This window comes from Kitasatospora kazusensis (assembly GCF_039529945.1).
In the GTDB taxonomy this organism is placed as follows: Bacteria; Actinomycetota; Actinomycetes; order Streptomycetales; family Streptomycetaceae; genus Kitasatospora; species Kitasatospora kazusensis.
In genome coordinates this window covers 39,534-64,508 of sequence record NZ_BAAANT010000003.1, presented here as the reverse complement: position 1 = coordinate 64,508, position 24,975 = coordinate 39,534, and the positions used below count along the sequence as shown (strand labels likewise).

Annotated in this window: 24 protein-coding genes and 1 pseudogene; 7 read left to right on the top strand and 18 right to left on the bottom strand. The window is 73.1% G+C overall.

Features of this window, described 5'->3' with window-relative positions:
* Window positions 1–76 precede the first annotated feature (76 nt).
* The gene (locus ABD330_RS04090; RefSeq protein ID WP_344460772.1) at window positions 77–496 is read right to left on the bottom strand and encodes a MarR family winged helix-turn-helix transcriptional regulator; all 420 of its coding nucleotides are present in this window, start codon (window positions 494–496) and stop codon (window positions 77–79) included.
* 151 nt (window positions 497–647) lie between these two features.
* On the opposite strand from ABD330_RS04090, the gene ABD330_RS04085 reads away from it, so the two are divergent.
* The 4 genes and pseudogenes from ABD330_RS04085 to ABD330_RS04070 all read left to right on the top strand — a co-directional run bounded on the left by ABD330_RS04085 (window position 648) and on the right by ABD330_RS04070 (window position 5,050).
* The gene (locus ABD330_RS04085; protein WP_344460770.1) at window positions 648–2,135 is read left to right on the top strand and encodes an MFS transporter; all 1,488 of its coding nucleotides are present in this window, start codon (window positions 648–650) and stop codon (window positions 2,133–2,135) included.
* A gap of 27 nt (window positions 2,136–2,162) precedes the next feature.
* Window positions 2,163–2,855 (top strand): annotated as a pseudogene (locus ABD330_RS04080) (type 1 glutamine amidotransferase domain-containing protein); the annotation flags it as partial.
* Window positions 2,841–4,160 (top strand): aldehyde dehydrogenase family protein, encoded by a 1,320-nt coding sequence (locus ABD330_RS04075; protein WP_344461083.1) that lies wholly within the window; start codon window positions 2,841–2,843, stop codon window positions 4,158–4,160. The pseudogene ABD330_RS04080 and the gene ABD330_RS04075, both read left to right, overlap by 15 nt.
* Window positions 4,161–4,264: 104 nt before the next feature.
* Window positions 4,265–5,050: a maleylpyruvate isomerase family mycothiol-dependent enzyme gene (locus ABD330_RS04070; protein ID WP_344460768.1), complete on the top strand. Its 786-nt coding sequence runs from the start codon at window positions 4,265–4,267 to the stop codon at window positions 5,048–5,050.
* 84 nt (window positions 5,051–5,134) lie between these two features.
* Here ABD330_RS04070 and ABD330_RS04065 read toward each other — a convergent pair whose 3' ends face one another.
* The 15 genes from ABD330_RS04065 to ABD330_RS03995 form a co-directional block, all read right to left on the bottom strand.
* Window positions 5,135–5,905: a hypothetical protein gene (locus ABD330_RS04065; RefSeq protein ID WP_344460766.1), complete on the bottom strand. Its 771-nt coding sequence runs from the start codon at window positions 5,903–5,905 to the stop codon at window positions 5,135–5,137.
* A gap of 24 nt (window positions 5,906–5,929) precedes the next feature.
* On the bottom strand, window positions 5,930–6,487 hold the full coding sequence (locus ABD330_RS04060; protein ID WP_344460764.1) for a hypothetical protein: 558 nt from the start codon (window positions 6,485–6,487) through the stop codon (window positions 5,930–5,932).
* A gap of 11 nt (window positions 6,488–6,498) precedes the next feature.
* Window positions 6,499–7,083 carry a hypothetical protein gene (locus tag ABD330_RS04055; protein WP_344460762.1) on the bottom strand — a complete coding sequence of 195 codons (585 nt, stop codon included), beginning with the start codon at window positions 7,081–7,083 and terminating at the stop codon, window positions 6,499–6,501.
* A gap of 63 nt (window positions 7,084–7,146) precedes the next feature.
* Window positions 7,147–7,650, bottom strand: coding sequence for a hypothetical protein (locus ABD330_RS04050; RefSeq protein ID WP_425555441.1), 504 nt, complete (start codon window positions 7,648–7,650; stop codon window positions 7,147–7,149).
* Entirely contained in the window at window positions 7,647–8,921 is a 1,275-nt protein-coding gene (locus ABD330_RS04045; RefSeq protein ID WP_344460760.1) for an MCE family protein, read from the bottom strand. The genes ABD330_RS04050 and ABD330_RS04045 overlap by 4 nt, the downstream gene beginning before the upstream one ends.
* A complete protein-coding gene (locus ABD330_RS04040; protein WP_344460758.1) occupies window positions 8,921–10,015 on the bottom strand; it encodes an MCE family protein in 1,095 nt (364 codons plus the stop codon). The genes ABD330_RS04045 and ABD330_RS04040 overlap by 1 nt, the downstream gene beginning before the upstream one ends.
* Complete coding sequence (locus tag ABD330_RS04035) at window positions 10,012–11,016, bottom strand: MCE family protein (RefSeq protein WP_344460756.1); 1,005 nt, start codon at window positions 11,014–11,016, stop codon at window positions 10,012–10,014. The genes ABD330_RS04040 and ABD330_RS04035 overlap by 4 nt, the downstream gene beginning before the upstream one ends.
* Complete coding sequence (locus tag ABD330_RS04030; RefSeq protein WP_344460754.1) at window positions 11,016–12,056, bottom strand: MCE family protein; 1,041 nt, start codon at window positions 12,054–12,056, stop codon at window positions 11,016–11,018. Before ABD330_RS04030 ends, ABD330_RS04035 begins: the two co-directional genes overlap by 1 nt.
* Window positions 12,053–13,102: an MCE family protein gene (locus tag ABD330_RS04025; RefSeq protein ID WP_344460752.1), complete on the bottom strand. Its 1,050-nt coding sequence runs from the start codon at window positions 13,100–13,102 to the stop codon at window positions 12,053–12,055. Before ABD330_RS04025 ends, ABD330_RS04030 begins: the two co-directional genes overlap by 4 nt.
* Window positions 13,099–14,316 (bottom strand): MCE family protein, encoded by a 1,218-nt coding sequence (locus ABD330_RS04020; protein ID WP_344460750.1) that lies wholly within the window; start codon window positions 14,314–14,316, stop codon window positions 13,099–13,101. Before ABD330_RS04020 ends, ABD330_RS04025 begins: the two co-directional genes overlap by 4 nt.
* Window positions 14,313–15,116, bottom strand: a complete 804-nt coding sequence (locus tag ABD330_RS04015; RefSeq protein ID WP_344460748.1) for an MlaE family ABC transporter permease — start codon at window positions 15,114–15,116, stop codon at window positions 14,313–14,315. The genes ABD330_RS04020 and ABD330_RS04015 overlap by 4 nt, the downstream gene beginning before the upstream one ends.
* 4 nt (window positions 15,117–15,120) lie before the next feature.
* Window positions 15,121–15,906: an MlaE family ABC transporter permease gene (locus ABD330_RS04010; protein WP_344460746.1), complete on the bottom strand. Its 786-nt coding sequence runs from the start codon at window positions 15,904–15,906 to the stop codon at window positions 15,121–15,123.
* A complete protein-coding gene (locus ABD330_RS04005) occupies window positions 15,903–16,880 on the bottom strand; it encodes an ABC transporter ATP-binding protein (protein ID WP_344460744.1) in 978 nt (325 codons plus the stop codon). The genes ABD330_RS04010 and ABD330_RS04005 overlap by 4 nt, the downstream gene beginning before the upstream one ends.
* A 66-nt stretch (window positions 16,881–16,946) precedes the next feature.
* Window positions 16,947–18,680, bottom strand: coding sequence for a DUF6801 domain-containing protein (locus tag ABD330_RS04000; RefSeq protein ID WP_344460742.1), 1,734 nt, complete (start codon window positions 18,678–18,680; stop codon window positions 16,947–16,949).
* A 304-nt stretch (window positions 18,681–18,984) separates the two neighbouring features.
* Window positions 18,985–19,608 (bottom strand): hypothetical protein, encoded by a 624-nt coding sequence (locus ABD330_RS03995; protein ID WP_344460740.1) that lies wholly within the window; start codon window positions 19,606–19,608, stop codon window positions 18,985–18,987.
* 572 nt (window positions 19,609–20,180) lie between these two features.
* On the opposite strand from ABD330_RS03995, the gene ABD330_RS03990 reads away from it, so the two are divergent.
* The gene (locus tag ABD330_RS03990; RefSeq protein WP_344460738.1) at window positions 20,181–21,410 is read left to right on the top strand and encodes a PucR-like N-terminal domain-containing protein; all 1,230 of its coding nucleotides are present in this window, start codon (window positions 20,181–20,183) and stop codon (window positions 21,408–21,410) included.
* On the opposite strand, the gene ABD330_RS03985 is transcribed toward ABD330_RS03990, so the two are convergent.
* On the bottom strand, window positions 21,404–22,276 hold the full coding sequence (locus tag ABD330_RS03985; RefSeq protein WP_344460736.1) for a transglycosylase SLT domain-containing protein: 873 nt from the start codon (window positions 22,274–22,276) through the stop codon (window positions 21,404–21,406). The genes ABD330_RS03990 and ABD330_RS03985 overlap by 7 nt on opposite strands.
* Window positions 22,277–22,365: 89 nt before the next feature.
* Window positions 22,366–22,647, bottom strand: coding sequence for a hypothetical protein (locus ABD330_RS03980; protein WP_344460734.1), 282 nt, complete (start codon window positions 22,645–22,647; stop codon window positions 22,366–22,368).
* 239 nt (window positions 22,648–22,886) lie between these two features.
* On the opposite strand from ABD330_RS03980, the gene cbiE reads away from it, so the two are divergent.
* On the top strand, window positions 22,887–24,170 hold the full coding sequence (cbiE, locus tag ABD330_RS03975) for a precorrin-6y C5,15-methyltransferase (decarboxylating) subunit CbiE (protein WP_425555440.1): 1,284 nt from the start codon (window positions 22,887–22,889) through the stop codon (window positions 24,168–24,170).
* Window positions 24,167–24,925 (top strand): precorrin-4 C(11)-methyltransferase, encoded by a 759-nt coding sequence (gene cobM, locus ABD330_RS03970; protein WP_344460732.1) that lies wholly within the window; start codon window positions 24,167–24,169, stop codon window positions 24,923–24,925. The genes cbiE and cobM overlap by 4 nt, the downstream gene beginning before the upstream one ends.
* Window positions 24,926–24,975: the final 50 nt, after the last annotated feature.

Here is a 24,975-nt window from a genome sequence, read left to right as displayed (position 1 = left end):
TCTGCGAGGGTAACGGCCCGGCGGCGTCCGCAACAGGGGCTCGTCGCACGGCGTCCGGCGCGGGCGGCGGGCCCGGTCAGCCGAGGGGGAAGGCCCGGCCCAGCAGGTGCTGGAAGCTCGCCCGCTCCTCCTCGGACATGCCCTCCAGCCCGGTGAGGCTGGACATCAGCTCGGCCCGGATCCCGCGGACGGCCTCCTCGCCGGCGGCGGTGAGCACCACGTTCTTGATCCGCCGGTCGGCCGGGTCCACCTCGCGGCGGACCAGTCCGCGCGCCTCCAGCCGGTCGACGATGCCGGTGACGTTGGAGGCGTCGCAGGCGAGCAGGTCGGCGAGGCTGCGCATCGGCATCGGCCGCCGGAGCAGGCTGAGCATCTTGCCCTGCATGAGGGTGAGGCCGCGCTCCGCCGCCACCGCGGCGAAGTGCCGGTAGTAGCCGGCCGCGGCCTGCGCGAACCGGTCCATCAACTCTAGGGGGGTGGGGGCGGTGGGAGTCATGGGCCAAGTGTAGGCGAGATTGCTTGACATCCTGAACTATTGAGGACTACCTTCAAGGCAACTGCTTGAAGACATCAACCTTCCAAGCCTTCAAACTCCGAGTTTTCGAACTCCGAGCCTTCAAAACTCCCGTAAGGACCGCTGGATCCTCATGAGTCTCGCCTCAACCCCTGCCAAGGAACGCGGCAGCACACCCCTGATCCTCGCGCTCGGACTCGCCGCGATGGTGGTGGCCATGGCGCAGACCCAGGTCGTCCCGATCCTCGCCCTGCTGCAGCAGAAGCTGCACACCGGCTCGGCCGGCGTCAGCTGGGTGACCACCGCCGCCCTGCTGTCGGCCGCAGTCTTCACCCCGCTGCTCGGCCGGGTCGGCGACCAGTACGGGAAGAAGAAGACCCTGCTGGCCGTCCTGGTGGTGATGGTCATCGGCTCGGTGATCGCCGCGACCACCACCTCGCTGACCCTGCTGATCGTCGGCCGGGTGCTCCAGGGCTCCGCCACCGCGATCTTCCCGCTGGCGCTCTCGGTGATCCGCGACGAGGTCCCGCAGCAGAAGCTGCACGGGGCGATGGCGCTGGTCAGCGGCACCCTCGCGTTCGGCAGCGGCCTCTCGCTGGTCGCCACCGGCCTGCTCACCCAGGGCGCCCACCCGGACTACCACCTGGTCTTCTGGTTCTCCACCGCGCTGACCGTGCTCGCCCTGGGCGCCGTCGCGTACGTCGTCCCGCACGGCGGCTCCCCCACCGGCGGCCGGATCGACGTCCTCGGCGCCCTCACGCTGGCCGTCTTCCTGGTCCTGCTGCTGCTCGGCATCTCGCAGGGCCACGAGTGGGGCTGGTCCTCCGGCCGCACCCTGGGCTGCCTGGCCGGCGCCGCCGTGATGGCCGCCGTCTGGGTGCTGGTCGAGCTGCGGGTGGCGAACCCGCTGGTGGACATGCGGATGTTCGTCCACCGCCAGGTGCTCTTCACCAACCTGACCGGGCTGTTCTTCGGCTTCGCCGCCTTCGCCCAGTTCATCGGCATCTCGTACCTGGTGCAGATGCCGCAGCGGCTCACCGGCTACGGCTTCACCGCCTCGGTGCTGCGCGCCTCCGTCGAGTACCTGCTGCCCAGCGCCCTGATCGCGCTGGTCGCCGCCCCGCTCAGCGGGATCCTGGTGCGCCGGATCGGCGCCCGCTTCACCCTCGCGGTCGGCGCCCTGATCGGCGTCGCGGGCTTCGCCTGGCTGGCCTGGGGGCACGGCGCGAGCGCCTCGGTGATCGTCGCCGGGATGCTCACCGGCATCGCGATCGCCTTCGGCTACGCGGCCATGCCCGCCCTGATCGCCGCCAGCGTCCCGCTGGAGCAGACCGGGATCGCCAACGGCATCAACTCCATCTCCCGGTCGGTCGGCAGCTCGATCGCCAGCGCGGTGGTCACCTCGCTGCTCGCCTCCAAGACCGTCGTCTACGCCAAGGTCGGCGTGGCGCTGCCCGCCGAGAGCCAGTTCACGCTGAGCTTTGTGATTGCCGCCGGCGCGCTGCTGCTCGCGGTGCTGGTCGCCCTGGCCGGGCTGAGCAGGCACCACCGCCCGCACCTCGCCACCACCCCGGTGGCGGCGGGCCCGGCCGCCGAGCAGCCCGTCCCCGCCAAGATCTGAAGACCTGAACCCCGTCAGGAGCACCACATGACCTCCGCACTGTTCGTCGTCACCGGCGCCACCCACTGGACGCTCGCCGACGGCACCCCGCACCCGACCGGCTACTGGGCCGAGGAGCTCGCCGAGCCGCACCGGATCTTCCGCGAGGCCGGGTACGAGATCACCATCGCCACCCCGGGCGGGGTGCCCGCACCCGTCGACCACGGCAGCCTGAGCGCGGCGGCGAACGGCGGCGAGGAGCGGGCCGCCCGGATCGGCGCCTACCTGGACTCGATCCGCAACGGGCTCGACGGCCCGGCCAAGCTGGAGGACGTCGACCCCGACGGGTACGACCTGGTCTTCTACCCCGGCGGCCACGGCCCGATGGAGGACCTCGCGGTCAACGCGGCCTCCGGCCGGATCCTCACCCGCACGCTCGACTCCGGCAAGCCGCTCGGCGTGGTCTGCCACGCCCCCGCCGCGCTGCTGGCGGCCCGCCGCGAGGACGGCGGCTGGCCGTTCGCCGGGTACCGGATGACCTCGTTCACCAACGCCGAGGAGCAGGCCGTCGGTCTCGCGGCCAAGGCGAAGTGGCTGGTCCAGGACCGGCTGGTCGAGCTCGGCGCCGAGTTCGTCGAGGCCGCGCCGTTCACCCCGCACACGGTGACCGACCGCAACCTCTACACCGGCCAGAACCCGGGCTCCTCGGCCACCCTGGCGCACGCCCTGGTCGCCGCCCTCGCCACCGGCCCCGCCGAGGTGGTGGCCCGGGTCCGCGCGACCTTCGACTCCGGTGCCACCAAGCCGCTGGAGTGGCGGCTGCGGCAGCTGGCCGCGCTGCGCCTGATGCTCACCGAGCAGACCGAGGCGTTCTCGCAGGCCCTCCAGGCCGACCTGGGCAAGAGCCCCAAGGAGGCGTACCGGGGCGAGATCGGCTTCGCGCTGAACGAACTCGACCACACCGTCGAGAACTTGGCGCAGTGGCTGGCCCCCAGGCCCGCCACCGTACCGGAGTTCTTCCGGCCCGCCGAGGCCAAGGTGGTGCGCGAGCCGCTCGGCGTGGTGCTGGTCATCGCGCCGTGGAACTACCCGCTGCAGCTCGCCCTCGTCCCGCTGATCGGCGCCCTGGCGGCCGGCAACACCGCCGTGCTCAAGCCGAGCGAGCTGACGCCGGCCACCTCGGCGGCGATCGCCCGCCTGCTGCCGCGCTACCTCGACCGGGAAGCCGTCGCGGTCGTCGAGGGCGGCGTGCCGGAGACCACCGCACTGCTGGAGCAGCGCTTCGACCACATCTTCTACACCGGCAACGGCGTGGTCGGCCGGATCGTCATGACGGCGGCCGCCCGCCACCTGACCCCCGTCACGCTGGAACTCGGCGGCAAGAGCCCCGCCGTGGTCGAGCCGGGCGTGGACCTGGCCGCCACCGCGCAGCGGATCGTCCGGGGCAAGTTCGGCAACGCCGGCCAGATCTGCGTCGCCCCCGACTACGTGCTCGCCATCGGCGGGACGGCCGCCGAGCTGGAGCCGCACCTCGCCGCAGCCGTCCAGGGGCTGTACGGGGACGACCCGGCCGCCCACCCCGCGTACGGCCGGATCGTCAACGAGCGGCACCACGACCGGCTCACCGCGCTGCTCGGCGACGGGCGGATCGTCACCGGCGGCGGCCACGACCGCGCGAGCCGCTACCTCGCGCCCACCGTGCTCGCCGACGTCTCCCCCGACGCGCCGGTGATGCAGGCGGAGATCTTCGGGCCGGTGCTGCCGATCGTCCCGGTGCCCGACCTGGACGCCGCGATCGCCTTCATCAACGACCGCGACAAGCCGCTCGCCCTGTACGCCTTCACCGAGTCGGAGCAGACCAAGCAGCGGCTCACCGCCGAGACCTCCTCCGGGGCGCTCGCCTTCGGCCTGCCGGTCTCCCACCTCGCCATGCCCGACCTGCCGTTCGGCGGCGTCGGCCAGAGCGGGATGGGCCGCTACCACGGCGAGTACTCGATCGACACCTTCAGCCACACCAAGGCGGTTCTCGACAAGCCGATCGTCTGACCGGCTTCACCGGGCGCTCCCCTCAGGGGGGCGCCCGGTGCGCGGACGCCCATCGCGCACCTCACCTTCCGGGACCGCACCACCACGAAAGGCCCGACCACCGAATGAACACCTCGGACCAGACCCTCCCCGGCGCGCCGGTCGACCACCGCGCGGCCGTCGCGGCGGAGACCGCCCGTTTCGTCGCCGTGCTCGACGGCGCCGACCTCACGACCCCGGTGCCCAGCTGCCCCGACTGGACGCTGACCGACCTGGCGCGCCACGCCGGCAGCGTGCAGCGCTGGTTCTCGCTGCTGCTGCGCCAGCGCGTGCAGGAGCGTCCCACCACCCGGGACGTCGAACTGCACCTGCCCGAGCACGCGGACGGGTATCCCGCGTGGCTGACCGCGAGCGCGGCCGTGGCGGCGGACGCGTTCGCCGGCACCGACCCGGACGGCCCGATGTGGGCCTGGGGGGCCGACCAGCACGCCCGGTTCTGGGCCCGCCGGATGCTGTTCGAGACCCTGGTGCACCGGGTCGACGCCGAACTGGCCCTCGGCCTGGAGCCCACCCTCGACCGCGCGCTGGCGGCCGACGGCGTCGACGAGTTCCTGGTCAACCTGCCGTTCGCCCAGTTCTTCGCCCCCGGGCTGGCGAACCTGCGCGGCGCGGACCGGACCATCCGGTTCAGCTGCACCGACGGGCAGGGCGACTGGCTGGTCCGTCTGCGGCCCGACGGCTTCGGCCTCGCCCCCGACGGCGCGGACACCGACGCCGACGCCACCCTGCGCGGCACGGCGGCCGACCTGCTGCTGCTCCTCTACCGCCGCCTGGACAGCGCCTCCCCCGCCGTCGAGCGCTCCGGCGACGAGGACCTGCTCGCGCTCTGGTTCGCCAACTCGCAGTTCTGACCGCCCCTCGGGCAGGCGCGGCCGGACGGGGGCCCGGGGGCTCGGCGACCCCCGGTCCCCGTCCCCGCCGGACCGCCGCCCCGCTCACTGGTTGAACGTGTCGATGCCCGCGATCCGCCAGCCGCCGCCCTGGCGCACCGCGTCCACCGCGAACATCGCGGCGGCGTAGCTGGTCGCGGCGGGCTTGGCGGAGTCGGCGGTGCTGGTGTTGCGCTGGTCCGCGAAGACCAGCAGCCGGGCCCGGTCGCCGTCGATCAGCTCCACGCCGCTGTCGGTGACCGTGGTGGTGAGGACGAGCTTCTGCTGCGGGGCCTGCTTGCGCACCTCGGCGAGCATCGACGCGTACTGCTGGACGGCCTTGCCGACCAGCAGGGTCTTCGCCGCCGTGTCGGTCCTGGCGGTGTCCGCGTAGTTGTACGAGAAGAGCGTGTTCACGGCCTGGGCAAGCTCGCCCTTCACCTCGCTGGTGCGGGCCGGGTCGGTGAGCGCGAGGTTGTGGGCGGCCGGGTCGGCCTGCAGGGCCGCCACCCGCGCGGCCGCTCCGGCGGCGAAGCCGCCGAGCAGGACGGCCAGCACGGCCAGCACGACGGGCAGCCGCCGACGGCCGGCCGCGCGGCCGAAGCCACGACGGGCCGCCGGCCCGGCCGCCGCCTCAGGGACCGGCTCGACGGTCGGCTCAGCGGTCAGCTCGGTGGTCGGCTCGGCGGTCCGCACGACGGACAGCCGTGCGCGCTGCCGGACCGGCTGCGCGGCGAGGTCCGCCGAGGCGGGTGCCTCGGCGGGCGGCACCGGCGGGCGGGCCGCCGCCAGGCGCCGCCGGCGGTTGATGAGGTGGCGGGTGGTGGTCGACGACATCTGCGGCGGTCCTCTCGGGTGGGGCTACTGGCCGGCGGACGGCTGGGGGGAGGCGGCGGCACTGTCGCCCGTCGGGGCCTGGCCCAGGGCGCTCAACTTCCAGCCGTCCACGGTGCGGGTGAGTTCGCCGAGCATCCGGCTCTCCTTCGCGGACGGCTTGCCCTGCGGCGCCTGTACCGTGATCCGCAGCGCGATCATCACGCTCGCCCGGCCGGCCCGGTCGTCCAGCTCGGTCACCGCGCCGGACAGCACCTGCGCGGTGGAGACGGTCTGCGCCTGCTGCACCTGCTTCTCGAAGTCGGCCCGCCCCTGGACCAGTTGGTCGTGCAGGTCACCCGTGGTGGACGCCTCCCAGAGGTCCAGCCCGTGCGAAAGGTCGGCGTGGTCCAGGGTGTTCATGTTCTGCACCGCCTGCTCACCCGCCGCCAGCACCTTGTCCCGGGCCCGCGCGTACCGCGCCGAGTCGTCGTGCGCCGCCTGGTACCAGGACCAGCCGGACCAAGCCGCGCACACCGCCGCGACCACCAGCAACGCCACCGCCACCGTCGTCGCCCTGCGGGTGAACACCGCACCTGCTGCCATCTTCCGCTCCCCTACCGGGCCTTGAGTTCGGTGATCCGCCAGTGCCCGCCGCGCAGCTGCGCGGTCACCGACAGCTGGGCCGCCGCCGTGGTCGGCGGCCGGCCCGCGCGCTGGGCGGTCTGGTCCAGGAAGACCAGCAACTGTGCCCGGTCGGCGGTCAGTTCCTCCACCCCGGCTCGCACCACCCGCGAGCTGAGCGTCAACTTCTGTTCGGCCACCTGCTGTTGCACCTGGCCGAACAACGTCCGGTACTGGTCCGCCGCCGTGCCGTCCAGCAGCTGCGCCGCCGCCTGCGCGGTGGCGGCGGTGTCGGCGGGGCTGTAGGAGAAGACCTTCCCGAGCGCGCTGCTGACGTCGCCGATCACCCCGGTGGTGGCGGGGGTGTCGACCAGCGCCCGGTTCGCCGCCGCACCCGGGTCCCGCTCCTGGACCCCGAGCGAGAGGAAGCCGCCGCCCGCGAGCAGCAGCACGACCGGCAGCGCCCGGACGGCCCACCACCCGGGCCCCCGCCGACCGGGCCGCCGGGCCGTCTCCGCCCGGTCGGGTACGGCGGACTCGGGCGCGTCCACCACACTGCTCGGTTCTGTTCTGCTCACGCGCCGGAGTCCTTTCGATCCACTCGGTCCACTCGGTCCACTCGGTCCACTCGGTCCACGGGGTCAGCCCGCGCCGACGGGCACGGCGGTGAGCGCCGTGACCTTCCAGCCGCCCGCCGTCCGGGCCAGCGCCGCGTCGAAGCGTTTGCGGTCGGTGGTGGCGGCGCCCGTCCCCGGCGTGATGTCGACCTGGACGGAGGCGATCAGGCGCGCCGTCCCGGCCCGGGTGTCGAGTTCGGTGACGGCGGCGTCGGTGACCGTGCCCCGGGTCGAGGTGCCGGCCTTGCGCAGGTCGGCGCCGTCCGCCGCCCCGGTCCGGTTCAGCTGCTCGCGCAGCGGGCCGGTGGTCGCGTCCAGCCACTGCCGCAACCCCGCGTCCACGCCCGAGGCATCCACGGTGTTCAGGCTCGCCAACTCCTGCCGTGCGGTGGCCAGTACGGTGTCCCGGGCCTTGGCGTAGGCGAGCGAGTCGTCGGAACGCGCCTGCGCGTACCACCCGGCGGACAGTACGCAGAACACCACGGCGGCCGTCGTGGCCGCGGGGAGCATGATCCGGCGGGCTCTCATGAGGCCGGGCCTCCCAGTCCGAGCAGGCCGCGCAGGTCGGTCGGACCGCCCGCCGGGAGGGCGGGCAGCCCCAGGGCGCCGGGCAGCGACGTGACGGCGGCGCCAGGAGCGGCGCCGGGAGCGGACGGCGGCAGCGAGCCGGGCTGGGCGGGCGTCGGGACACCGCCGCTCGGCGCGGCGGCGGAGCCGCGGACGTCGACTCCCGTACCGGGGTCGGCCGTACAGCGGGCCGCGGTGTTGAACGCCGGGGCCGGGCCGGTGTCGAGGCCGTTGCGGTAGGTCGTGCCGCCGTAGCCCGAGGTGCAGGGCAGCGGGGAGAAGAACGTCACCGCCATGCCCAGGTGGGCGCCCTGGGCGTCGACGGCGGTCGAGCCGGCGGCGGCCAGTGCGGGGAGCCGGACCAGGAGTTCCTGGATGCCGTGCTGCCGGGTGACCGCCAGGTCGGAGGTGGTGAGCAGGTTGGCCAGCACCACGCTCAGGCTCGGGTCCAGGTCCCGCAGCAGGGCGCTGACCTGCCCGGCCGCCGCCGGCCCGGTGGCGATGATCCGCCGCAGGTCGGTGTCGGAGGCGTCGAGCTGCCCGGCCAGCCGGTTCGCGCTCGCGGCGAAGGAGGTCAGGGCGTCGCCCTCGTCGATCTGGGTGCGGAGCACCGTCTGCCCGTCGACCATCAGGGTGGTGTCGCCGGGCAGCGCCTTGTCCGCCGCGTCCAGGAAGTGGCCGCTGTTGTCCAGCAGCGACCGGAGGTTGGCGGCCTGGCCGTCGAAGGCCTTGCCGAACTCGTCCACCACGGTGCGCAGTGACTCCAGCGGCACCGAGCCGGCCAGGCTGTCGACGCTGGTGAGCAGGTTGGTGACCGGGGGCGGGGTGCTGGTGTCCTGCTGCGCCACCGTCGAGCTGCCGGTCAGGTACGGCGGCGCGTCGGTGGTCGGCCTGAGGTCGAGGTACTCCTCGCCGACGGCCGAGAGGTCGGCCACCACGGCCTGCAGCCGGGCGGGGATGCGGGGCGCGGAGTCGCTGATCCGCAGTTCGGCCTCGACCCCCCGGTCGGTGAGCCTGATCGGCCCGACCCGGCCGACCGAGACGCCCCGGTAGGTGACGTCGGCGTGTTCGAACAGCCCGCCGGACTCGGCCAGTTCGACCTTGACGGTGTAGTAGCCGCTCAGCCCGACGTAGCGTCCGAGGTCGGCGTACCGGATGCCCAGGTAGCCGAGCACCAGGACGGCGATGACCAGGAAGGCGAGGTTCTTCAGGCGGGTGCCGAGGGTGAGCATCAGCGGCCTCCGACCGACGGGAGCGGCAGCGGGAGCCGCTGGGCCTGCGGGGCCGGCGGCGGGCTCGGCGGGGGTGCGTCGTCCTGCGGTTGCAGCGCCGGGATGATCCGGGTGCCGGGGGCGGCGGTCAGGTCCAGGTACACGTTCAGGTAGTCGCCCTTCACTCCGCGCAGCACCTCGTCGGTGAACGGGTAGGTCAGCAGCACCTGGAGCGAGTCCGGCAGTGCCTTCCCGGCGTCGGCGAGCTGCCGCAGGGTGGGCGCGAGCGCGTTCAGGTCCGCGACCATGTCGGCCTTGCTGCGGTCGACGGTGTCGACCGCCACGGCGGAGAGGCTGTCGAGCGAGCGGAGCATGGTGACGAGCGAACCGCGCTGCTGGTCCAGGACTTTGAGCCCGGGGCTGAGGTCGGTGAGCACCGAGCCGATCTGCTGGTCGCGGCCGGCCAGCGTGGCGGACAGCCGGTCGACGCCGTCCAGCGCGTCGGTGATGTCCTGCTTGTGCGCGTCGAGGTCCGAGACCAGGGTGTTCACCTGGGCGAGCATCGAGCGGATCTGCGGCTCGTTGCCGGTGAGCGCCTTGTCCAGTTCGACGGTGATGGTCCGCAACTGGCTGACACCGCCGCCGTTCAGCAGCATCGAGAGCGCGCCGAAGACCTCCTCGACCTCGGGGCTCCGGTTGGTCCGGGAGGCCGGGATGGCCGCGCCGTCGGCGAGCCGGCCCTGCGGGCTCTCCTGCGCGGGCGGGGCGGAGAGCTGGACGTACTTCTCGCCGAGCAGGCTGGACTGCTCCAGGTGGGCGTAGGCGTTGGCGGGCAGGCGGACGTTCCCGTTGACCTTCATGGTGACCACCGCCGACCAGCCGTCCGGTCCGAGCGCGATCGAGCTGACCCGGCCGACGGCGACGTCGTTGACCTTGACGGCGGCCTGCGGGACGAGGCTGAGCACGTCGGCGAAGTCGGCGGTGACCTGGTAGGGGTGGGCGCCGAGGTCGGCGCCGCCGGGCAGCGGGATGTCCTGGATGCCGTGGAAGGAGGCCGAGCAGCCGGTCAGGCCGGCGGCGAGGACCAGGGCGGGCAGCAGCCTCGACCGTCTCATCGGGCCGCCTCCGTACCGACGGCCGGCAACGGCAGCGGGAGGGCGGCCGGCCCGGTCAGCTCGTTCAGGTCGGCCCGCCCGTCCAGGGTGCCGTGCGCCGGGTCGTACGCGCTGAGCGCGTTGTCCGCCGCCAACGGTGCGGTGTCCAGCAGTTCGGCCAGCGAGGCGCGCTGGTCGACCAGGGCCTGGGTGATCGGGGTGAGCCGGTCGACGCTCGACTTCAGCCGGGCCCGGTTGTCCTGGATGAACCCCTTCACCTGGCCCAGCGCGGTGGCGAGTTGCTGCAACGCGGCTCCCAGGTCCTGCCGGTCGTCGGACAGGAAGCCGGAGACGGTGGCGAGTTGGTCGGTGGCGGCGCGCACCTTGGTGTCGTTGTCCTTCAGCATGGCGGTGAAGGACCGGAGGTAGTCGAGCGTGGCGAACAGGTCGTCGCTGTGGCCGGACAGGGTCCTGCTCGCCTGCCCGAGCTGCGCGATGGTGTCGCCGATCGCCTGGCCGTTGCCGGCCAGGTTCCGGGCGCCGGTGTCGAGCAGCCGGGAGAGGGCGCCGGTGGCGTTGGCACCGTTCGGGCCGAGGGCGTCGCTGAGCTGGGTGACCGACTGGTAGAGCTGGTCGACCTCGACGGGGGTGGCCGTCCGCCCGATCGGGATCTGCGCGTGGTCGGCCAGTTCGGGCCCGCCGGCGTAGGCCGGGCTGAGCTGGATGTACCGGTCGGAGACCACGCTCGGCGCGACCACCACGGCTCCGGCCCCGGCCGGGATCCGCACCCCCGCGTCCAGGGTGAGGCTCACCTTCACCTGGGTGCCCTGCGGCTGCACGGCGTCGACCGTACCGACCTTCACGCCGAGCACCCGCAGGTCGGACCCGGCGTACACGCCGACCGCGTGGTCGAAGTACGCGGTCAGGTGCTTGTCGCCGGATCCGGCCGAGACCTCCGCCCCGGCCGTGACCAGGCCGGCGACGATCACCAGCGCGGCCGTGAGGACGTACCGCCGCCTCATCACTGACCCCCTCGGGGCTTGGGCGGCAGGCATCCGCTCTGCGGTGCGGTGCCGGCCGGCAGGTAGTTCTTCGGGACGACGCCGCACAGGTAGCTGTCGAACCAGCGCCCGTTGCCGAGCGTGTTGCCGACCAGCCGGTAGTAGGGCCCGGCCAGGGCGAGGGCCTGGTCCAGGCTGCTCTGGTTGGCGGTCAGCACGCCGGTGACGCGGTCCAGCGCGTCCAGGGTCGGGGCCAGCTGCCGGTTGTCGTCGGCGACCAGCCCGCTCAGCTGGGTGCCCAGCGCGGCGGTGCCGGTGAGCAGTTGGTGGATCGCGTCGCGGCGCTGCCGGACCTCGCCGAGCAGCAGGTCGCCGTCCGTGAGCAGTTGCTGGAAGCGGCCGTCCTGGTCGGCGAGGGTACGGGTCAGCTGCTTGCTGCCGTCCAGCAGTCGGGCGAGCTGGGCGTCCCTGCTGGAGATCGTCTTCGACAGGGCGGAGAGCCCGTCGGCGGCGCTGCGGACGGAGGCCGGAGTGTCCTTGAAGGTGTCGGCGATCGCCTCGAAGCTCTGCGCCAGCTGCTTGCCGTCGATCGCGCCGAAGGTCTGGCCGAGCCCGTCGAGCGCCTGGGTGACGTCGTAGGGGGAGGTGGTCCGGCTCTCGGGGATCCGGGCCTTCGGGTCCTGCCGGCCGGTGCCGAGCGGGTCGACGGCGAGGTACTTCTCGCCCAGCAGCGTCTTGATGCCGATCGCGGCGGTGCTGGCGTTGCCGATCCAGGCGTCCTGGACCTTGAAGGTGACCTTGACCTTGGCGCCGTCCAGCGCCACCCCGGTCACCTTGCCGACCTTCGCCCCGGCCACCCGCACCTCGTTGCCGGGCCGCAGCCCGGCCGCCTCGGTGAAGTCGGCGGTGTACGCGGTGCCGCCGCCGATCAGCGGCAGCGCGTCGGCCCGGTAGGCGAGCGCGCCGAGCAGCACGAGCAGCAGCAGGCCGACGGCGCCGACCGTGACGGGGTTGCGTTCGCGCAGCGGCCGGTAGAGCGGTGCTCCGGCTGTCCGCCTCATCCCTTGCACCTCGCTTCGGTGATCGCGAGGCCGGTGGGCGGCGTGCTGCCGTCCGAGGTGGTCACGCCGGACACGGTGGCCTCGCAGAGGTAGAGGTTGAGCCAGGATCCGTAGCTGGCGAGCCGCCCGACGGTGCTCATCTTCTCGGGGGTGTTGCGCAGGAAGCTCTCCAACTCCGGTGTGCTGTCGGCCAGGTTGGTGGAGAGCCGGCCCAACTGGGCGATCGAGTCCTTCAGTGGCGCCCGGCCGTCGGCGAGCAGGCCCGCGGTGCTGGTGGTGAGCTGTGAGATCGCGGTGATCGAGTCGCCGATCGGCTTGCGGTCCCCCGCGAACCCGCTGACCAGCTGCTGGAGGGTGGTCACCAGGTCGTTGAAGCCGGCCTCGCGGGTGTTGACGGTGTTCAGCACCGAGTTGAGGTTGTCGATCACCTGGCCGATCACCTGGTCCTTGCCCGCCAGCGTGCCGGTCAGCGAGCCGACGGTCCGCAACAGGCTGTCCACCGTGCCGCCTTCGCCCTGCAGCACCTGGACGATCTCGTTCGCGAGCTGGTTGACGTCGTTCGGCGACAGGCCCTGGAAGAGCGGCTGGAAGCCGTTGAAGAGCTGGGTCAGGTCCAGTGCGGGCGTGGTGCGCTCCAGCGGGATGACCGCGCCGGGGGCGAGGGTGCGGTCCACGGCGCCGGTGCCGCGCTCCAGGTCGACGTACCGCTGGCCGACCAGGTTGAGGTACTTGACGGAGGCCGTCACCGAGGCGGGCAGCGGGCGGTCCTTCTCGACCGAGAAGTGCACCAGGGCGATCCGCCGGTCCACCACGCCGACGCTGTCCACCTGGCCGACCTTCACCCCGGCGATCCGGATGCTGTCCCCGGCGCTCAGCCCGGTGACGTCGGTGAACCGGGCCTGGTAGCCGACGGTCGAACCGACCCCGGTGTCGGCGATGCTCAGCGCGAGCACGGTGGTGGCCAGGGCGGTGACCAGGACGAAGACCAGCGACTTGGTGAGCGGCCCGGCGATGCCACGGCGGCTGACCCCCTCGGTCCGCTTCACTTCACCGTCACCTCCGCCCCGCGCAGGACCGGCCCGGCCAGCACGCTCGCCCAGTCGGGGGCCGCGCTCCCGGGCGCCAGCAGCTCACCCACCAGTTCGTTCTCCTGCGGGGAGTTGGGCAGCCCGAGCGAGCTCCCGGCGGCCGCGACCGGTGTCGTCCGGCCGGTGTACGGGACGGCGTAGCACTGCGGCCCGCCGCTCGCGGTGTACGCCGGGGTGTCGGCCCCGGGCAGGTACCTGCCGCGCGAGGGGACGGTGGTGACGTCCACGTGCAGCCCGGGTTCGTCGGTGCCCTTGCCGAGTGCCTTGTCCATCACCGGGACGAAGGCCGCCAGCGTCCGCAGCGTGCACGGGAACGAGGGCGCGTACTCGGCCAGCAGGCCGAGGGTGCCCCTGCTGTCGGCGGCGAGCCGGATCAGGTTGTCCTTGTTCTGCCGCAGGAAGGCCGTCAGGTCCTGCGCCGTGCCGGTGGTGGCACCGTAGAGCGCGCTCAGGCCCGCCTGCTGCTCGGCGATGGTGCCGCTGGTCCGGGTGAACTCGGTGAGCGCCTGCACGATGTCGGGCGCCGCCCGGTCGTAGACCCGGCTGACCTTCACCAGGTCCTGGATGTCGGTGTCCAGGGCGGGCAGTTCGGGGTTGAGCTGCTTCAGGTAGCCGTCCAGCTGGGTGAGGGTGCTGCCGATCTGCGCGCCGCGCCCGTCCAGTGCGGTCGCGACGGCGCCCAGTGTGGCGGACAGCTTGGCGGGCTGGACGGCGGTCAGCAGCGGCATCAGGTGGTCCAGCACCTGCTGGAGTTCGATGGCGTCACCGGACCGGTCCTGCGGGATCACCGCCCGGGCGGCCAGCGGCCGGCCCGAGGAGCCGCCCGAGCCGGGCACCAGCGCCACGAACCGCTCGCCGAACAGCGTCGTGGGCAGCATCTGCGCCGAGACGTCGGCCGGGATCTGCTTGAGCTCCGCCGGGTCGATGGCCAGCGTGAGCCGGGCACCGTCGCCGTCGGCGGTGATCTGCCGGACCTGCCCGACGACCACCCCGCGCAGCTTCACGTCGGCGTTGACGTGCATCTCGTGCCCCACGCTGCCCGCCTCCACCACCACGTCGGCGGAGCCGGTGAACGCCTTGTCGTACACCGCCACCGCCAGCCAGGCGAGCAGCGCCGGCACCAGCAGGAAGATCACCCCGGCGGATCGCCGGCCGACCGTACGGGGGCTCATCCGGCCACCCGCACCGTCGTCGTCGCGCCCCAGATGGCGAGGCTGAGGAAGAAGTCGGTGACGCTGATGATCACGATGGCGTTCCGCACCGACCGGCCGACGGCGATCCCGACCCCGGCCGGCCCGCCCTTGGCGTTGAAGCCGTAGTAGCAGTGCGCGAGGATCACGATCACGCTGAACATCAGCACCTTGAGGGTGGAGAGCAGCACGTCCGCCGGGGAGAGGAAGAGGTTGAAGTAGTGGTCGTAGGTGCCCTTCGACTGCCCGTTGAGGAACACCGTCACGGCCCGCGAGGCGACGTAGCTGCTGAGCAGCCCGATCCCGTACAGCGGGACGATCGCGGTCACGCCGGCGATGATCCGGGTGGTGACGAGGTACGGCATGCTGCGCACGCCCATCCCCTCCAGCGCGTCCACCTCCTCGTTGATCCGCATCGCGCCGAGCTGCGCGGTGAACCCGGCCCCGACCGTCGCCGAGAGGGCGAGCCCGGCGACCAGCGGCGCGATCTCGCGGGTGTTGAAGTACGCCGAGATGAAGCCGGTGAAGGCGGCGGTGCCCAGCTCGTTCATCGCCGCGTAGCCCTGGAGGCCGACCACCGTGCCGGTGAACAGGGTCATCCCGATCATCACGCCGATGGTGCCGCCGATCACCCCGAGCCCGCCGCTGCCGAAGGCCACCTCGGCGAGCAGGCGCCGGACCTCCTTGGAGTAGCGGCGCAGGGTGCGCGGGATCCAGAGCAGTGCGGTGAGGTGGAACAGGAAGTGGTCGCCGGTCTCGTCCAACTTGTCCAGGAGTGCCATCGGTTCAGGCCCCCTTCTGCGGGATGATCTGGAGGTAGATCCCGGTGATGACGACGTTCACGAAGAACAGCAGCAGGAAGGTGATGACCACCGACTGGTTCACGGCGTCCCCGACGCCCTTCGGGCCGCCGCGCGGGTTCAGCCCCCGGTAGGCGGCGACGATGCCGGCGATGAAGCCGAACACCAGCGCTTTGAATTCGCTGACGTAGAGGTCGGGGAGCTGCGCCAGCGCGGAGAAGCTGGAGAGGTAGGCGCCGGGTGTGCCGTGCTGCATGATCACGTTGAAGAAGTAGCCGCCCAGCGTGCCGACCACCGAGACCAGGCCGTTCAGCAGGACGGCCACCAGCATGGTCGCCAACACCCTGGGCACGACCAGTCGTTGGATCGGCGAGACGCCCATCACCGCCATCGCGTCCAGCTCCTCGCGGATCTTGCGCGAGCCCAGGTCGGCGCAGATCGCCGCCCCGCCGGCCCCCGCGATCAGCAGCGCGACGATCAGCGGGCTGGCCTGCTGGATCACCGCGAGCACGCTGGCCCCGCCGGTGAACGACTGCGCGCCCAACTGCTGGGCCAGCGAGCCGACCTGGAGCGCGATGACGGCGCCGAACGGGATCGACACCAGCGCGGCGGGCAGGATGGTCACGCTCGCCACGAACCAGAACTGCTCGATCAGCTCGCGCACCTGGAAGGGGCGGCGGAAGGTGTCCCGGACGGTGGTCGCGGACAGTTGGAAGAGTTGGCCGGTCTGCCGCAGGGCGCCGAGGCCGGGCAGTCGCACGGGGGTGCTCATACCGGCTCCCCCCGCACCGGGCTGAGCCCGTCCCGGACCGCCTCCCTTGCGGCGGGCGGCAGTTGGTCCCACATCGCCAGCACCCGCGCCCGCCGCCGCTGCACCGCCTGCCGGGGGCCGAGGCCCGCCGAGGGCTCCAGCTGCGGGACGAGCGCCCGGCGCGGCGGGGCCGGCAACGCCTCCCGCTGCTCCAGCGCGAGGGTGGCCTCGTCCTTCTCCTCCGACATCCCGATCGGGCCGGCCCGGCGGCCGCTGAGGAACTGCTCCACCACCGGTTCGTCGCTGGTGAGCAGGAGTTCGCGCGGGCCGAAGGCGACCAGCCGGCGGCGGAAGAGCATGCCCATGTTGTCCGGCACGGTCGCGGCGATGTCCAGGTTGTGGGTGACGATCAGCATCGTCGCGTCGATCTGCGCGTTCAGGTCGATCAGCAGCTGCGACAGGTAGGAGGTCCGGACCGGGTCGAGCCCGGAGTCCGGCTCGTCGCAGAGGATGATCTGCGGGTCCAGCACCAGCGCGCGGGCCAGCCCGGCCCGCTTGCGCATCCCGCCGGAGATCTCGCCGGGCAGCTTCCGCTCGGCGCCGAGGAGTCCGACCATCTCCATCCGCTCCATGACGATGCGGCGGATCTCGGACTCCTTCTTCCTGGTGTGCTCGCGCAGCGGGAAGGCGATGTTGTCGAAGAGGTTCATCGAGCCGAACAGCGCGCCGTCCTGGAACATCAGCCCGAACAGTTTGCGCGCCTCGTAGACGTCCCGCTCCGGGCTGTTCACCATGTCGACGCCGTTGACCAGCACCCGGCCCCGCTCGGGTTTGAGCAGCCCGATCACCGACTTCAGAAAGACCGTCTTGCCCGTCCCCGAGGGGCCCAGCATGACGCTGACCTCGCCGGGCGGCAGCGTGAGCGTCACGTCCTGCCAGACGGTCTGCTGTCCGAAGGACTTCGTCAGACCCTCGACGATCACTTCGATTCCCATGACACCTCCCAGGGGCTCGGTGGGGCTGGACGGGGCTGGGCCGAGACCTGCTGCACGGAGCAGCGGTCAGCGGCGGTGCGGTAGTTCGGGGATCTGGATCTCCGGGTAGCAGCCGTTCGCCGGGTCCTGGGTGCCGTCCGGGGTGCAGAGCGGCGCCTGGATCAGGTTGAGGGAGTTCCCCGGGCCGGAGACGGCGGCGGTGAACAGGGGGTCGAGGTCCTCGCCGTGGGTGCCGCAGCCGGTGAACGCCGGGATCGTCAGATCGGTCTGGCTGAGCGGGCCGCCGCCCTGGATCGAGTAGTCGGGCTTGCCGTCACCGCCGCCGGGCAGGTAGTCGTCCTGCCGCCCCCGCAGCACCAGGTCGACGTTCGAGGCGGTGTGGCAGTTCGGTCCGACGTCCAGCGGGGTGCCGTTGACCTTGACGTCGAAGAGCCGCATCGTCTGGTACCCGGCGATGGTGAACTCGATCGGCTGCTGCCAGACCGTGCTGCCGGTGACCACGATCGTCAGCAGGCCGACCGGCTTCAGCTCCATCTTCGCTGTGGTGGGGATGAAGCCGTAGGTCAGGAAGGTGGTGTCGGCGACCGGCAGGGTCAGCGTGCCGAGCGCGTCCTGCTCGATGTACTGGGCCGGGAAGTCCAGCACGAACCGCCGGGACATGTTCAGGACGACCATCGCCGGGTTCTCCGCCGGGTCGTTGACCACCGAGGCCTGGCCGAGCTTGGCCACGTTGGCGTATCCGACCGCGAAACCGCAGGCGGGGGCCGGCGGGCTGGGCGGGACGATCACGGTCGCGCCGGGGGGCAGCGGCGGCAGGCGCTTCGGGTCCAGCGCGCCGATCGGCGCGGGCGGGCAGTCGTTCAGGCCGGAGTGCACGGCCGGGCCGACCCTGATCGTGCCCGGCCCGGGCACGGCGCCCGCCGACGGCGCGGGCGAGGGCTTCTCCGGCCGCGCCGGGTTCGCCGGGTTCGCCGAAGTGGACGAGGACGGCGAACCCGGCGCGGCCGACGGACCCGGCAGCTGGGCGGGGACGGCCACCGACCCCAACTGGGCGCTCGTACCCGCCTTCAGGGCGCAGGCGACGGCCAACGCGGCCGGTGCCGCAGCGGCGGCACCCTTCGAGGTCGGCGTCACCGGGGTCGCCGCGCTCGGAGCGCCCCCCGAGGGGACGGCCCCCGAGGGGACGGCCGCCGAGGGGACGGCCGCCGACGGCGCGGCGCTCGGCGCCCCGGCGGTCGGCGCCGCAGTCGGGGACCGGGTCGGCGACGGCGACGGGTTCACCCCCGCCGCCACCGCCGTCAGGTCCAACGCCAGGTCCCCGGCGGCGAACGTCACCGCGCCACCCGCCGTCACGGTCACCGGCGCCACCGCACCCGCGAGCGTGAGCACCAGATCTCCCTTGCCCGCCAAGGGAGTCGGCGGCGCGGCCAGCCCGCCCCAGCTCGCGTCGGCCCGCGAGGCGCCCTGCGCGACCCGGACGGCGAGGCTCGCCGTGCCGCCGACCGCCAGGGTGCCGGCCGGGAACAGCCCGGCGGCGGCCGCCCGCGCCAACGTCACCGTCAGCGTCAACGGCCCCGGCCGGATCAGCTGTCCGACGACGCCGACGGCCGGGTAGGACTGCTGGATGCCGACCGGGACCTCCCGGTCGCCGCCCGGGAAGCGGCAGTCGTAGGTCGGCGAGACCCGCCCGGCCTGGCCGCCCGAGGCCGGTTCGGCGCCGGGCAGCAGCCCCGCGAGCAGCCCGGCGGCCGCGACGGCCGCCAGCCGCACCGAGCGGCGCCGGACCACTGCATCCCTCATCGCTGCACTCCTCGGCCTCGGTCTGGGGATGATCGGCTGCGAATGTCTCGCCGGGCGTTGCTTCCTGGGCGAATTCGTTCGGGACGCAGGACACTACGGTCCGGTAACAAGCAGCGACAAGTGATCGAACGGAGGAATTCTCGGCGATCTCACCGCGCACGCGTTTCTTGTCATCCGGTGACAAAGCAGGAGCGGAGGTTTGTCCTCCACTGCGCAAACGGCTCCGGCGGGGGCGACAGGCGACGGGACCCCGTGGCCCGGAGAGCCGGGCCACGGGGTCCGCTGCGCGGTACCGGCGTTCAGATCACGGCGAGGTGATCGTCTGCGCTCCGGCGAGGACGTAGTTGGCGACGTACGTCGCGGCGTCCCCGCTGTTGAGCAGGCCGAGGCAGGAACCCGACACGTTGTAGGCGTGCAGGTTGCCGCCGCTGAGGCTCAGCGTGTGGCTGGAGTTGGTGTAGGTGCCGTTCAGGGTCGCGGCGGTGGTGCTGCTGGTGCCCGCGAAGTCGGCCGTGCAGCCGGCGCCGCTGATGTGCGCCTTGACGCCGGTGATCGTGCCGGTGGTGACGCCCGTGGTGGCGTTGTAGCTGACCGCGTTCAGGGCCCAGGGCAGGCCGTTGGCGGTGACGGTGAAGGTGATGCCGAACGGGCCGGAGCAGCTGGTCCAGCCCACCGAGGTGATGGAGGAGATACCGGTGCCGGAGAGGCCGGAGCCGCTCTGCAGGGTGCCCGCCGCGCTGGAGGAGGAACAGGTCAGCTGGGTACCGGTCGAGGTGTCGGTCAGCTTGGGCGTAGTCGCCTTCGCGGTCCACGCCCCGCCGGGGGTGGCCGTCCAGGTGCCGGCCGCGGAGGCCGAACCTGCGGTGAGTCCGAGCGCCGCGGTGAGCGCGACGGCGGCGACCATGGTGCTCTTGGTCAGCTTGTGCACGTGCTGATCCTCTCTGGGAGTCGACGTGGTGGGGGTGGCCGACGGACCCGGAAAACCGAAACCCCGTCCGTGGTTCGCATGGTTCGCACAGGGAATTCCGGCCTCGGCCCGCTACCTGGGACGTTTCACCGAATCCGCTCGGCCGTCGTCGTGGAAAAGGACGTTACGCACCGGTAACCGGGGGGCGCAACAGTCCGGCCGGAGATTCCACCGGCGGACTTACTCCCGGGTATTTTTTTATCTCCCGCGCAACAGAACGGAGTTCGCCCTTATAAGGAAATGAGCAGCGGCTCCGGACCACGGCCGGGCGGCCTGCCCCGGGCCGGCCGGCCGGCGGGCGGAAGTTTCCGCGTCACGGGTGCTGCGCCGGAGTGACTTGGTGGTCTATCTTTCACCGAGCCACCATGAGTTTGTACGCTACGCGCCTCGCCGGGTCCGCCGCTCCCCACCCGGCGCGCCGGGGCGCGCGCTGGTTACCGATGCCTCCGGCGCCCACGACCGCAGCGGACCCGCCCTGTCCCCACCCGGACCGGTCGGCGGCTCCACGTCGTCGGAGAGTCAGGGGGACACGCATGGCCGTAGCGAGGCAGGGTTCGGAGCACGGCGAGCCGCTGGGGCCGATCCCGCGCGAGTTCGCGGCGATCATAAGGCCCGAACTGCCCAGCCTGCTCAAGGAGATGGCGTCCGAGATCGTCGCCGCCATCCCCGAGTACGCCCAGCTGCTGGACGGTCCGAACGCCCGGGTCATCCGGGTCGGCATCGAGCAGAACATCGCGACCTTCGTCGACCAGATCGCCGCACCCACCGCGACCACCTCCTTACGCGACGAGATCTGCCGCCGCTTCGGGCGGTTCGAGGCGTACGAGGGGCGGAGCCTGGACATGCTCCAGGCCGCGTACCGGATCGGCTGCCAGGTCGCGTTGCGGCGGGTCAGGACGGTCGGCAAGCGCTACAACCTGTCCGTCACGGTGATGCTGGCCTTCGCCGACGCGCTCTTCGCGTACATGGGCGACATCGCCGAACTGTCGCGCGAGGGCTACCTGCAGGCGATGGCCGAGCTGGGCGAGGAGCCCGACAACCGGCGCCGTCGGCTGCTGCGCCGGATCCTGACCGGGTCCTCGGTCGCCCGCAGCGCACTGGCCGAACTCGCCGAGCACGCCGGGTGGCCGCTGCCGCAGGAGGTCACCCTGGTCGCGTTACGGGCCGAACACACGCCGCCCAGGGCCGCGTTGGAGAAGGACATCCTGCTCGACTTCACCGACCCGGAACCGCACCTGCTGATCCCCGGGCCGCTGGACGGGCGCCGGCGCGACGCGCTGCGGACGGCCCTCGCCGGCTGCCGGGCGGCCGTCGGGCTCACCACCCCGCTCAGCGAGGCGGCGGACTCGCTGCGCTGGGCCCGCCACACCCTCGCCCTCGCCGAGGCCGGGGTGATCGACGACCAGGCGGTCACCCACTGCGAGGACCACCTGCTCCCGCTCTGGCTGCTCGGCGACCCTGGCCTGATCAGGCAGTTGGCCGACCGGTACCTCGGCCCGCTGGTCGGGCTCACCCCCACCCAGCGGCACCGCCTGATCGACACCCTGCGGACCTGGCTGACCACCCGGGGCACGGCCGTCCAGATGGCCGAGGCCCTGGGCGTCCATCCGCAGACCGTCCGCTACCGCCTGCGTCTGCTGGACCGCGCCTTCGGCGACCAACTGGCCGACCCCCAGCACCGGTTCGCCACCGAGGTGGCCCTGCGGGCACTCCACCTGAACGAGCGCCGCCGGAGCCCCGGCGGCGCCCCCGGGGGTCAGTAGCCGACGTACGGCTTGCCCGCACTCACCGCCTTGACACCCGGCACGTTGTTGATCGACCCGTACCGCTCCAGCGCGTAGCGGGTCCCGGCGATGATGTTGTCCACCGGGTTGTAGACGTCGTCGTGGCCGGGGAGCTTGTTGGACTGGAAGGTCGAGTCGATGGTCTGCATCAAGCCCTTGGACGGGTGGCCCGCCTTCGCGTTGCTGTCCCAGTCGTTGACGGCCTGCGGGTTGCCACTCGACTCGTGCTCGATCATCAGCAGCACGCCCTCGGCGTTGAGCTGGTCGGCGGGCACCCCGTTGGCCTTCAGGACGTCGAAGGCCTGGTTGATCCACGCCATCACCTGCGCCCGGTTCGCGTAGTGCCCCTCCGGCAGCGGCGCGGGAGCCGTCGAGCCGCCGCCACCACCGTGGCCACCTCCGTTGCCGCCGCCACCGCCCGTGCCGCCGCCGTGCCCGGGAGCCCCCGTACCGGTGCCCGGCCCGGGCCCCGGGCCGGTCGGACGCCCGGGCGGTGCGACCGGGCCGGACCCCTGTCCGCCGTGCAGGTGCTTCCCGGCCTCCTCGTCGGCCTCACGGTAGTTCTTCGCGCACTGCGTGATCCCGGTCGCGTCCTGGCCCAGCGCGGCGGCGAGTGTGCCGGCCGTCCGCCCGGCCTCCTTGACCACCCGCTCGGCCAGCACCACCGCTTCGGCCGCGACCACGCCGCGGCTGACCAGTGTGCTCAACTCGGCCCGGCCGAACTCGCCGAGCACCGCATCGATCCGCTGCGCGACCTGCTGGAGCTTCGCCGCCCCGTCCTGCCAGCCGCCGGCCAGCTGGTCGAGCTGGTCCGGTGACACCCGGTACTGCTGTCCGTCCGACATCTCGTCACTCCCCCGTCATTGCGGAAAATCCACCATCACCGGCCAGGCCCTCGGAGCCGCCCGGCCGGGCGGCCCGTCGAAGCGGCCCGTCAGAGCAGGCCGCCCGCGACGACCACGGCACCGGCCGCCGCCGCGGCGCCGTCGAGCTCCCGGACCAGGTCGTGCAGGTCCTTGATCCGCCTCGCCGCGTGCGTGTGGAAGGCGTCGGCGGCCGCGCCCGTCCACTGCACGGACCCTCTGGCGCTGTCCAACTCCTTGGAGATCTCGCCCACCTGGGTGGCCAGTGCCTCCAGCTCGGCCCGGATCGCGCCGAGCGGCGCGTCCGAGGCCAGGCCCTCCAGGTCCTTCCCCAGCTCCCCGAAAAAGCTCATCCGTACTCAACCCCCGTACCCGATCGGCCGACCGGCCGCATATCGACCGACAAGCATATAGCCGCACTCCGCCGGGCGGTACGCCCGCGACCCCGGCCGATCCGCGCGCCCCCGTACGCCCCCGAGCCACCCCGGCCGGCCCGCGACCGGTTCTGCCCCGGCCGCCCGACGCCGCCGCCGGTACCCCCAGGTAGGCTGCGGCTGCCCGTTCCGACCTGCGAGGACCCGAGGAGTGCCCGTTGGCCGCCGTCCCCCGCCCGGTACCACCGGACCACCCGGAGGAGCACCTGATGGAGCACCCGATCAGCGTCGTCGGGATCGGCGCCGACGGCTGGCCCGGCCTCGCCGGGACCTCGCGTGACGCGCTGCGCGACGCCGACACCGTGCTCGGCGCGCCGCGCCAGCTCGACCTGCTGCCCCCCGAGGTGACCGCCGAGCGCGTCCCGTGGCCCTCCCCGCTCCGGCCCGCCGTTCCGGGCCTGCTCGCCAGGTACGCCGGACAGCGGCTGGCCGTGCTGGCCAGCGGCGACCCGATGTTCTTCGGCATCGGCCGCGCCCTCGCCGAGACGGCCGGGCCGGACCGGCTGCGCGTGCTGCCGCACCCGTCCTCCGTCAGCCACGCCTGCGCCCGGCTCGGCTGGCCGCTGGAGGACACCGAGGTGGTGAGCCTGGTCGGACGGCCCCTCGACACGCTCGCCCTCGCGCTGCACCCCGGCCGCCGCCTGCTGGTGCTCAGCGCGGACGCCCGGACACCCGCCGCCGTCGCGGCGCTGCTCACCGGGCGCGGCTACGGCCCGAGCCGGCTGCGCGTCCTGGAGCAGCTCGGCGGCCCGGCGGAGCGGCAGTACGAGGGCCCCGCCGACGGCTGGCCCCACCCGCCGGGCGACCCGCTCAACCTGATCGCCGTCGAGTGCGCCGCCACACCCGGGGCGACCCGCCTCGCCCTGACGCCCGGTCTGCCCGACGAGGCGTACGAGTCCGACGGGCAGCTCACCAAGCGGCACGTCCGCGCCGCGACCCTGGCGACGCTCGCCCCCGTCCCGGGCGAGCTGCTCTGGGACGTGGGCGGCGGCTCGGGCAGCATCGCGATCGAGTGGCTGCGCTCGCACCGCGACTGCCGGGCCGTCAGCGTGGAGCGCGACCCCGTCCGGGCCGGACGGATCACCCGCAACGCGGCGGCGCTCGGCGTGCCCCGGCTCCAGGTGGTGACCGGCCCGGCCCCCGCCGCACTGGCCGGACTGCCGACCCCGGACGCGGTGTTCATCGGCGGCGGCCTGACCGCCCCCGGCCTGCTGCAGGCCTGCTGGGACGCGCTGGCGCCGGGCGGCCGGCTGGTCGCCAACACGGTGACGCTGGAGTCCGAGGCACTGCTGACCGAGTGGTACCGCCGCCACGGCGGCGAGCTGCTGCGCCTGGCCGTCGCGCACGCGGTGCCCGTCGGGGGTTTCACGGGCTGGCGTCAGGCGATGCCGGTCACCCAGTGGTCCGCCGTCAAGCCCTCACCTCAAGGAGAAGACCAGTGACCGTCCACTTCATCGGGGCCGGCCCCGGCGCCGCCGACCTGATCACCCTGCGCGGGCAGCGCATCCTGGCCGCCAGTGCGGTCTGCCTGTACGCGGGCAGCCTGGTCCCGCGCGAGCTGCTGGCCGAGTGCCCCCCGGACGCCCGGCTGATCGACACCGCCGACCTGAACCTCGACCAGATCATCGCCGAGATGGTCGCGGCTCACGCCGAGGGCCGGGACGTGGCCCGGCTGCACTCCGGCGACCCGTCCGTCTTCAGCGCCGTCGCCGAGCAGATGCGGCGGCTCGACGCCGTCGGCATCCCGTACGAGGTCGTCCCCGGCGTGCCCGCCTTCGCCGCCGCGGCCGCCGCGCTGAAGCGCGAACTGACCGTCCCGACGGTCGGCCAGACGGTGATCCTCACCCGGGTCGCCCGCCAGGCCACCCCGATGCCCGAGGGCGAGGACCTCGCCACCCTCGGGCGCAGCGGCGCGCTGCTGGTGCTGCACCTGGCCACCCGGTACGTGGAGAGCGTGGTCGAGGAGCTGCTGCCGCACTACGGCGCGGACTGCCCGGCCGCCGTGGTCGCGATGGCCAGCCGCCCGGACGAGCTGGTGCTGCGCGGGACGCTCGGCGACATCGCCGCCCAGGTGAAGGAGTCGGGCGTCCTGCGCACCGCCGTCATCCTGGTCGGCCGCACCCTCGGCGCCGAACAGTTCCGCGACAGCCACCTCTACTCCACCGACCGCGAGCGGCCTTGCGGCCCGTGCAGCTAGGGGCAGCACAACAGGGGCGCGGGACTCTGCCTATCAACTGCGTGCGCGAA

What these genes read in the sequence shown, in the direction of transcription:
- ABD330_RS04090 (WP_344460772.1), bottom strand. Translation starts at nt 496, where the DNA reads ATGACTCCCACCGCCCCCACCCCCCTAGAGTTGATGGACCGGTTCGCG.
- ABD330_RS04085 (WP_344460770.1), top strand. Translation starts at nt 648, where the DNA reads ATGAGTCTCGCCTCAACCCCTGCCAAGGAACGCGGCAGCACACCCCTG.
- ABD330_RS04070 (WP_344460768.1), top strand. Translation starts at nt 4,265, where the DNA reads ATGAACACCTCGGACCAGACCCTCCCCGGCGCGCCGGTCGACCACCGC.
- ABD330_RS04065 (WP_344460766.1), bottom strand. Translation starts at nt 5,905, where the DNA reads ATGTCGTCGACCACCACCCGCCACCTCATCAACCGCCGGCGGCGCCTG.
- ABD330_RS04060 (WP_344460764.1), bottom strand. Translation starts at nt 6,487, where the DNA reads ATGGCAGCAGGTGCGGTGTTCACCCGCAGGGCGACGACGGTGGCGGTG.
- ABD330_RS04050 (WP_425555441.1), bottom strand. Translation starts at nt 7,650, where the DNA reads ATGAGAGCCCGCCGGATCATGCTCCCCGCGGCCACGACGGCCGCCGTG.
- ABD330_RS04045 (WP_344460760.1), bottom strand. Translation starts at nt 8,921, where the DNA reads ATGCTCACCCTCGGCACCCGCCTGAAGAACCTCGCCTTCCTGGTCATC.
- ABD330_RS04040 (WP_344460758.1), bottom strand. Translation starts at nt 10,015, where the DNA reads ATGAGACGGTCGAGGCTGCTGCCCGCCCTGGTCCTCGCCGCCGGCCTG.
- ABD330_RS04035 (WP_344460756.1), bottom strand. Translation starts at nt 11,016, where the DNA reads ATGAGGCGGCGGTACGTCCTCACGGCCGCGCTGGTGATCGTCGCCGGC.
- ABD330_RS04030 (WP_344460754.1), bottom strand. Translation starts at nt 12,056, where the DNA reads ATGAGGCGGACAGCCGGAGCACCGCTCTACCGGCCGCTGCGCGAACGC.
- ABD330_RS04020 (WP_344460750.1), bottom strand. Translation starts at nt 14,316, where the DNA reads ATGAGCCCCCGTACGGTCGGCCGGCGATCCGCCGGGGTGATCTTCCTG.
- ABD330_RS04015 (WP_344460748.1), bottom strand. Translation starts at nt 15,116, where the DNA reads ATGGCACTCCTGGACAAGTTGGACGAGACCGGCGACCACTTCCTGTTC.
- ABD330_RS04010 (WP_344460746.1), bottom strand. Translation starts at nt 15,906, where the DNA reads ATGAGCACCCCCGTGCGACTGCCCGGCCTCGGCGCCCTGCGGCAGACC.
- ABD330_RS04005 (WP_344460744.1), bottom strand. Translation starts at nt 16,880, where the DNA reads ATGGGAATCGAAGTGATCGTCGAGGGTCTGACGAAGTCCTTCGGACAG.
- ABD330_RS04000 (WP_344460742.1), bottom strand. Translation starts at nt 18,680, where the DNA reads ATGAGGGATGCAGTGGTCCGGCGCCGCTCGGTGCGGCTGGCGGCCGTC.
- ABD330_RS03990 (WP_344460738.1), top strand. Translation starts at nt 20,181, where the DNA reads ATGGCCGTAGCGAGGCAGGGTTCGGAGCACGGCGAGCCGCTGGGGCCG.
- ABD330_RS03985 (WP_344460736.1), bottom strand. Translation starts at nt 22,276, where the DNA reads ATGTCGGACGGACAGCAGTACCGGGTGTCACCGGACCAGCTCGACCAG.
- ABD330_RS03980 (WP_344460734.1), bottom strand. Translation starts at nt 22,647, where the DNA reads ATGAGCTTTTTCGGGGAGCTGGGGAAGGACCTGGAGGGCCTGGCCTCG.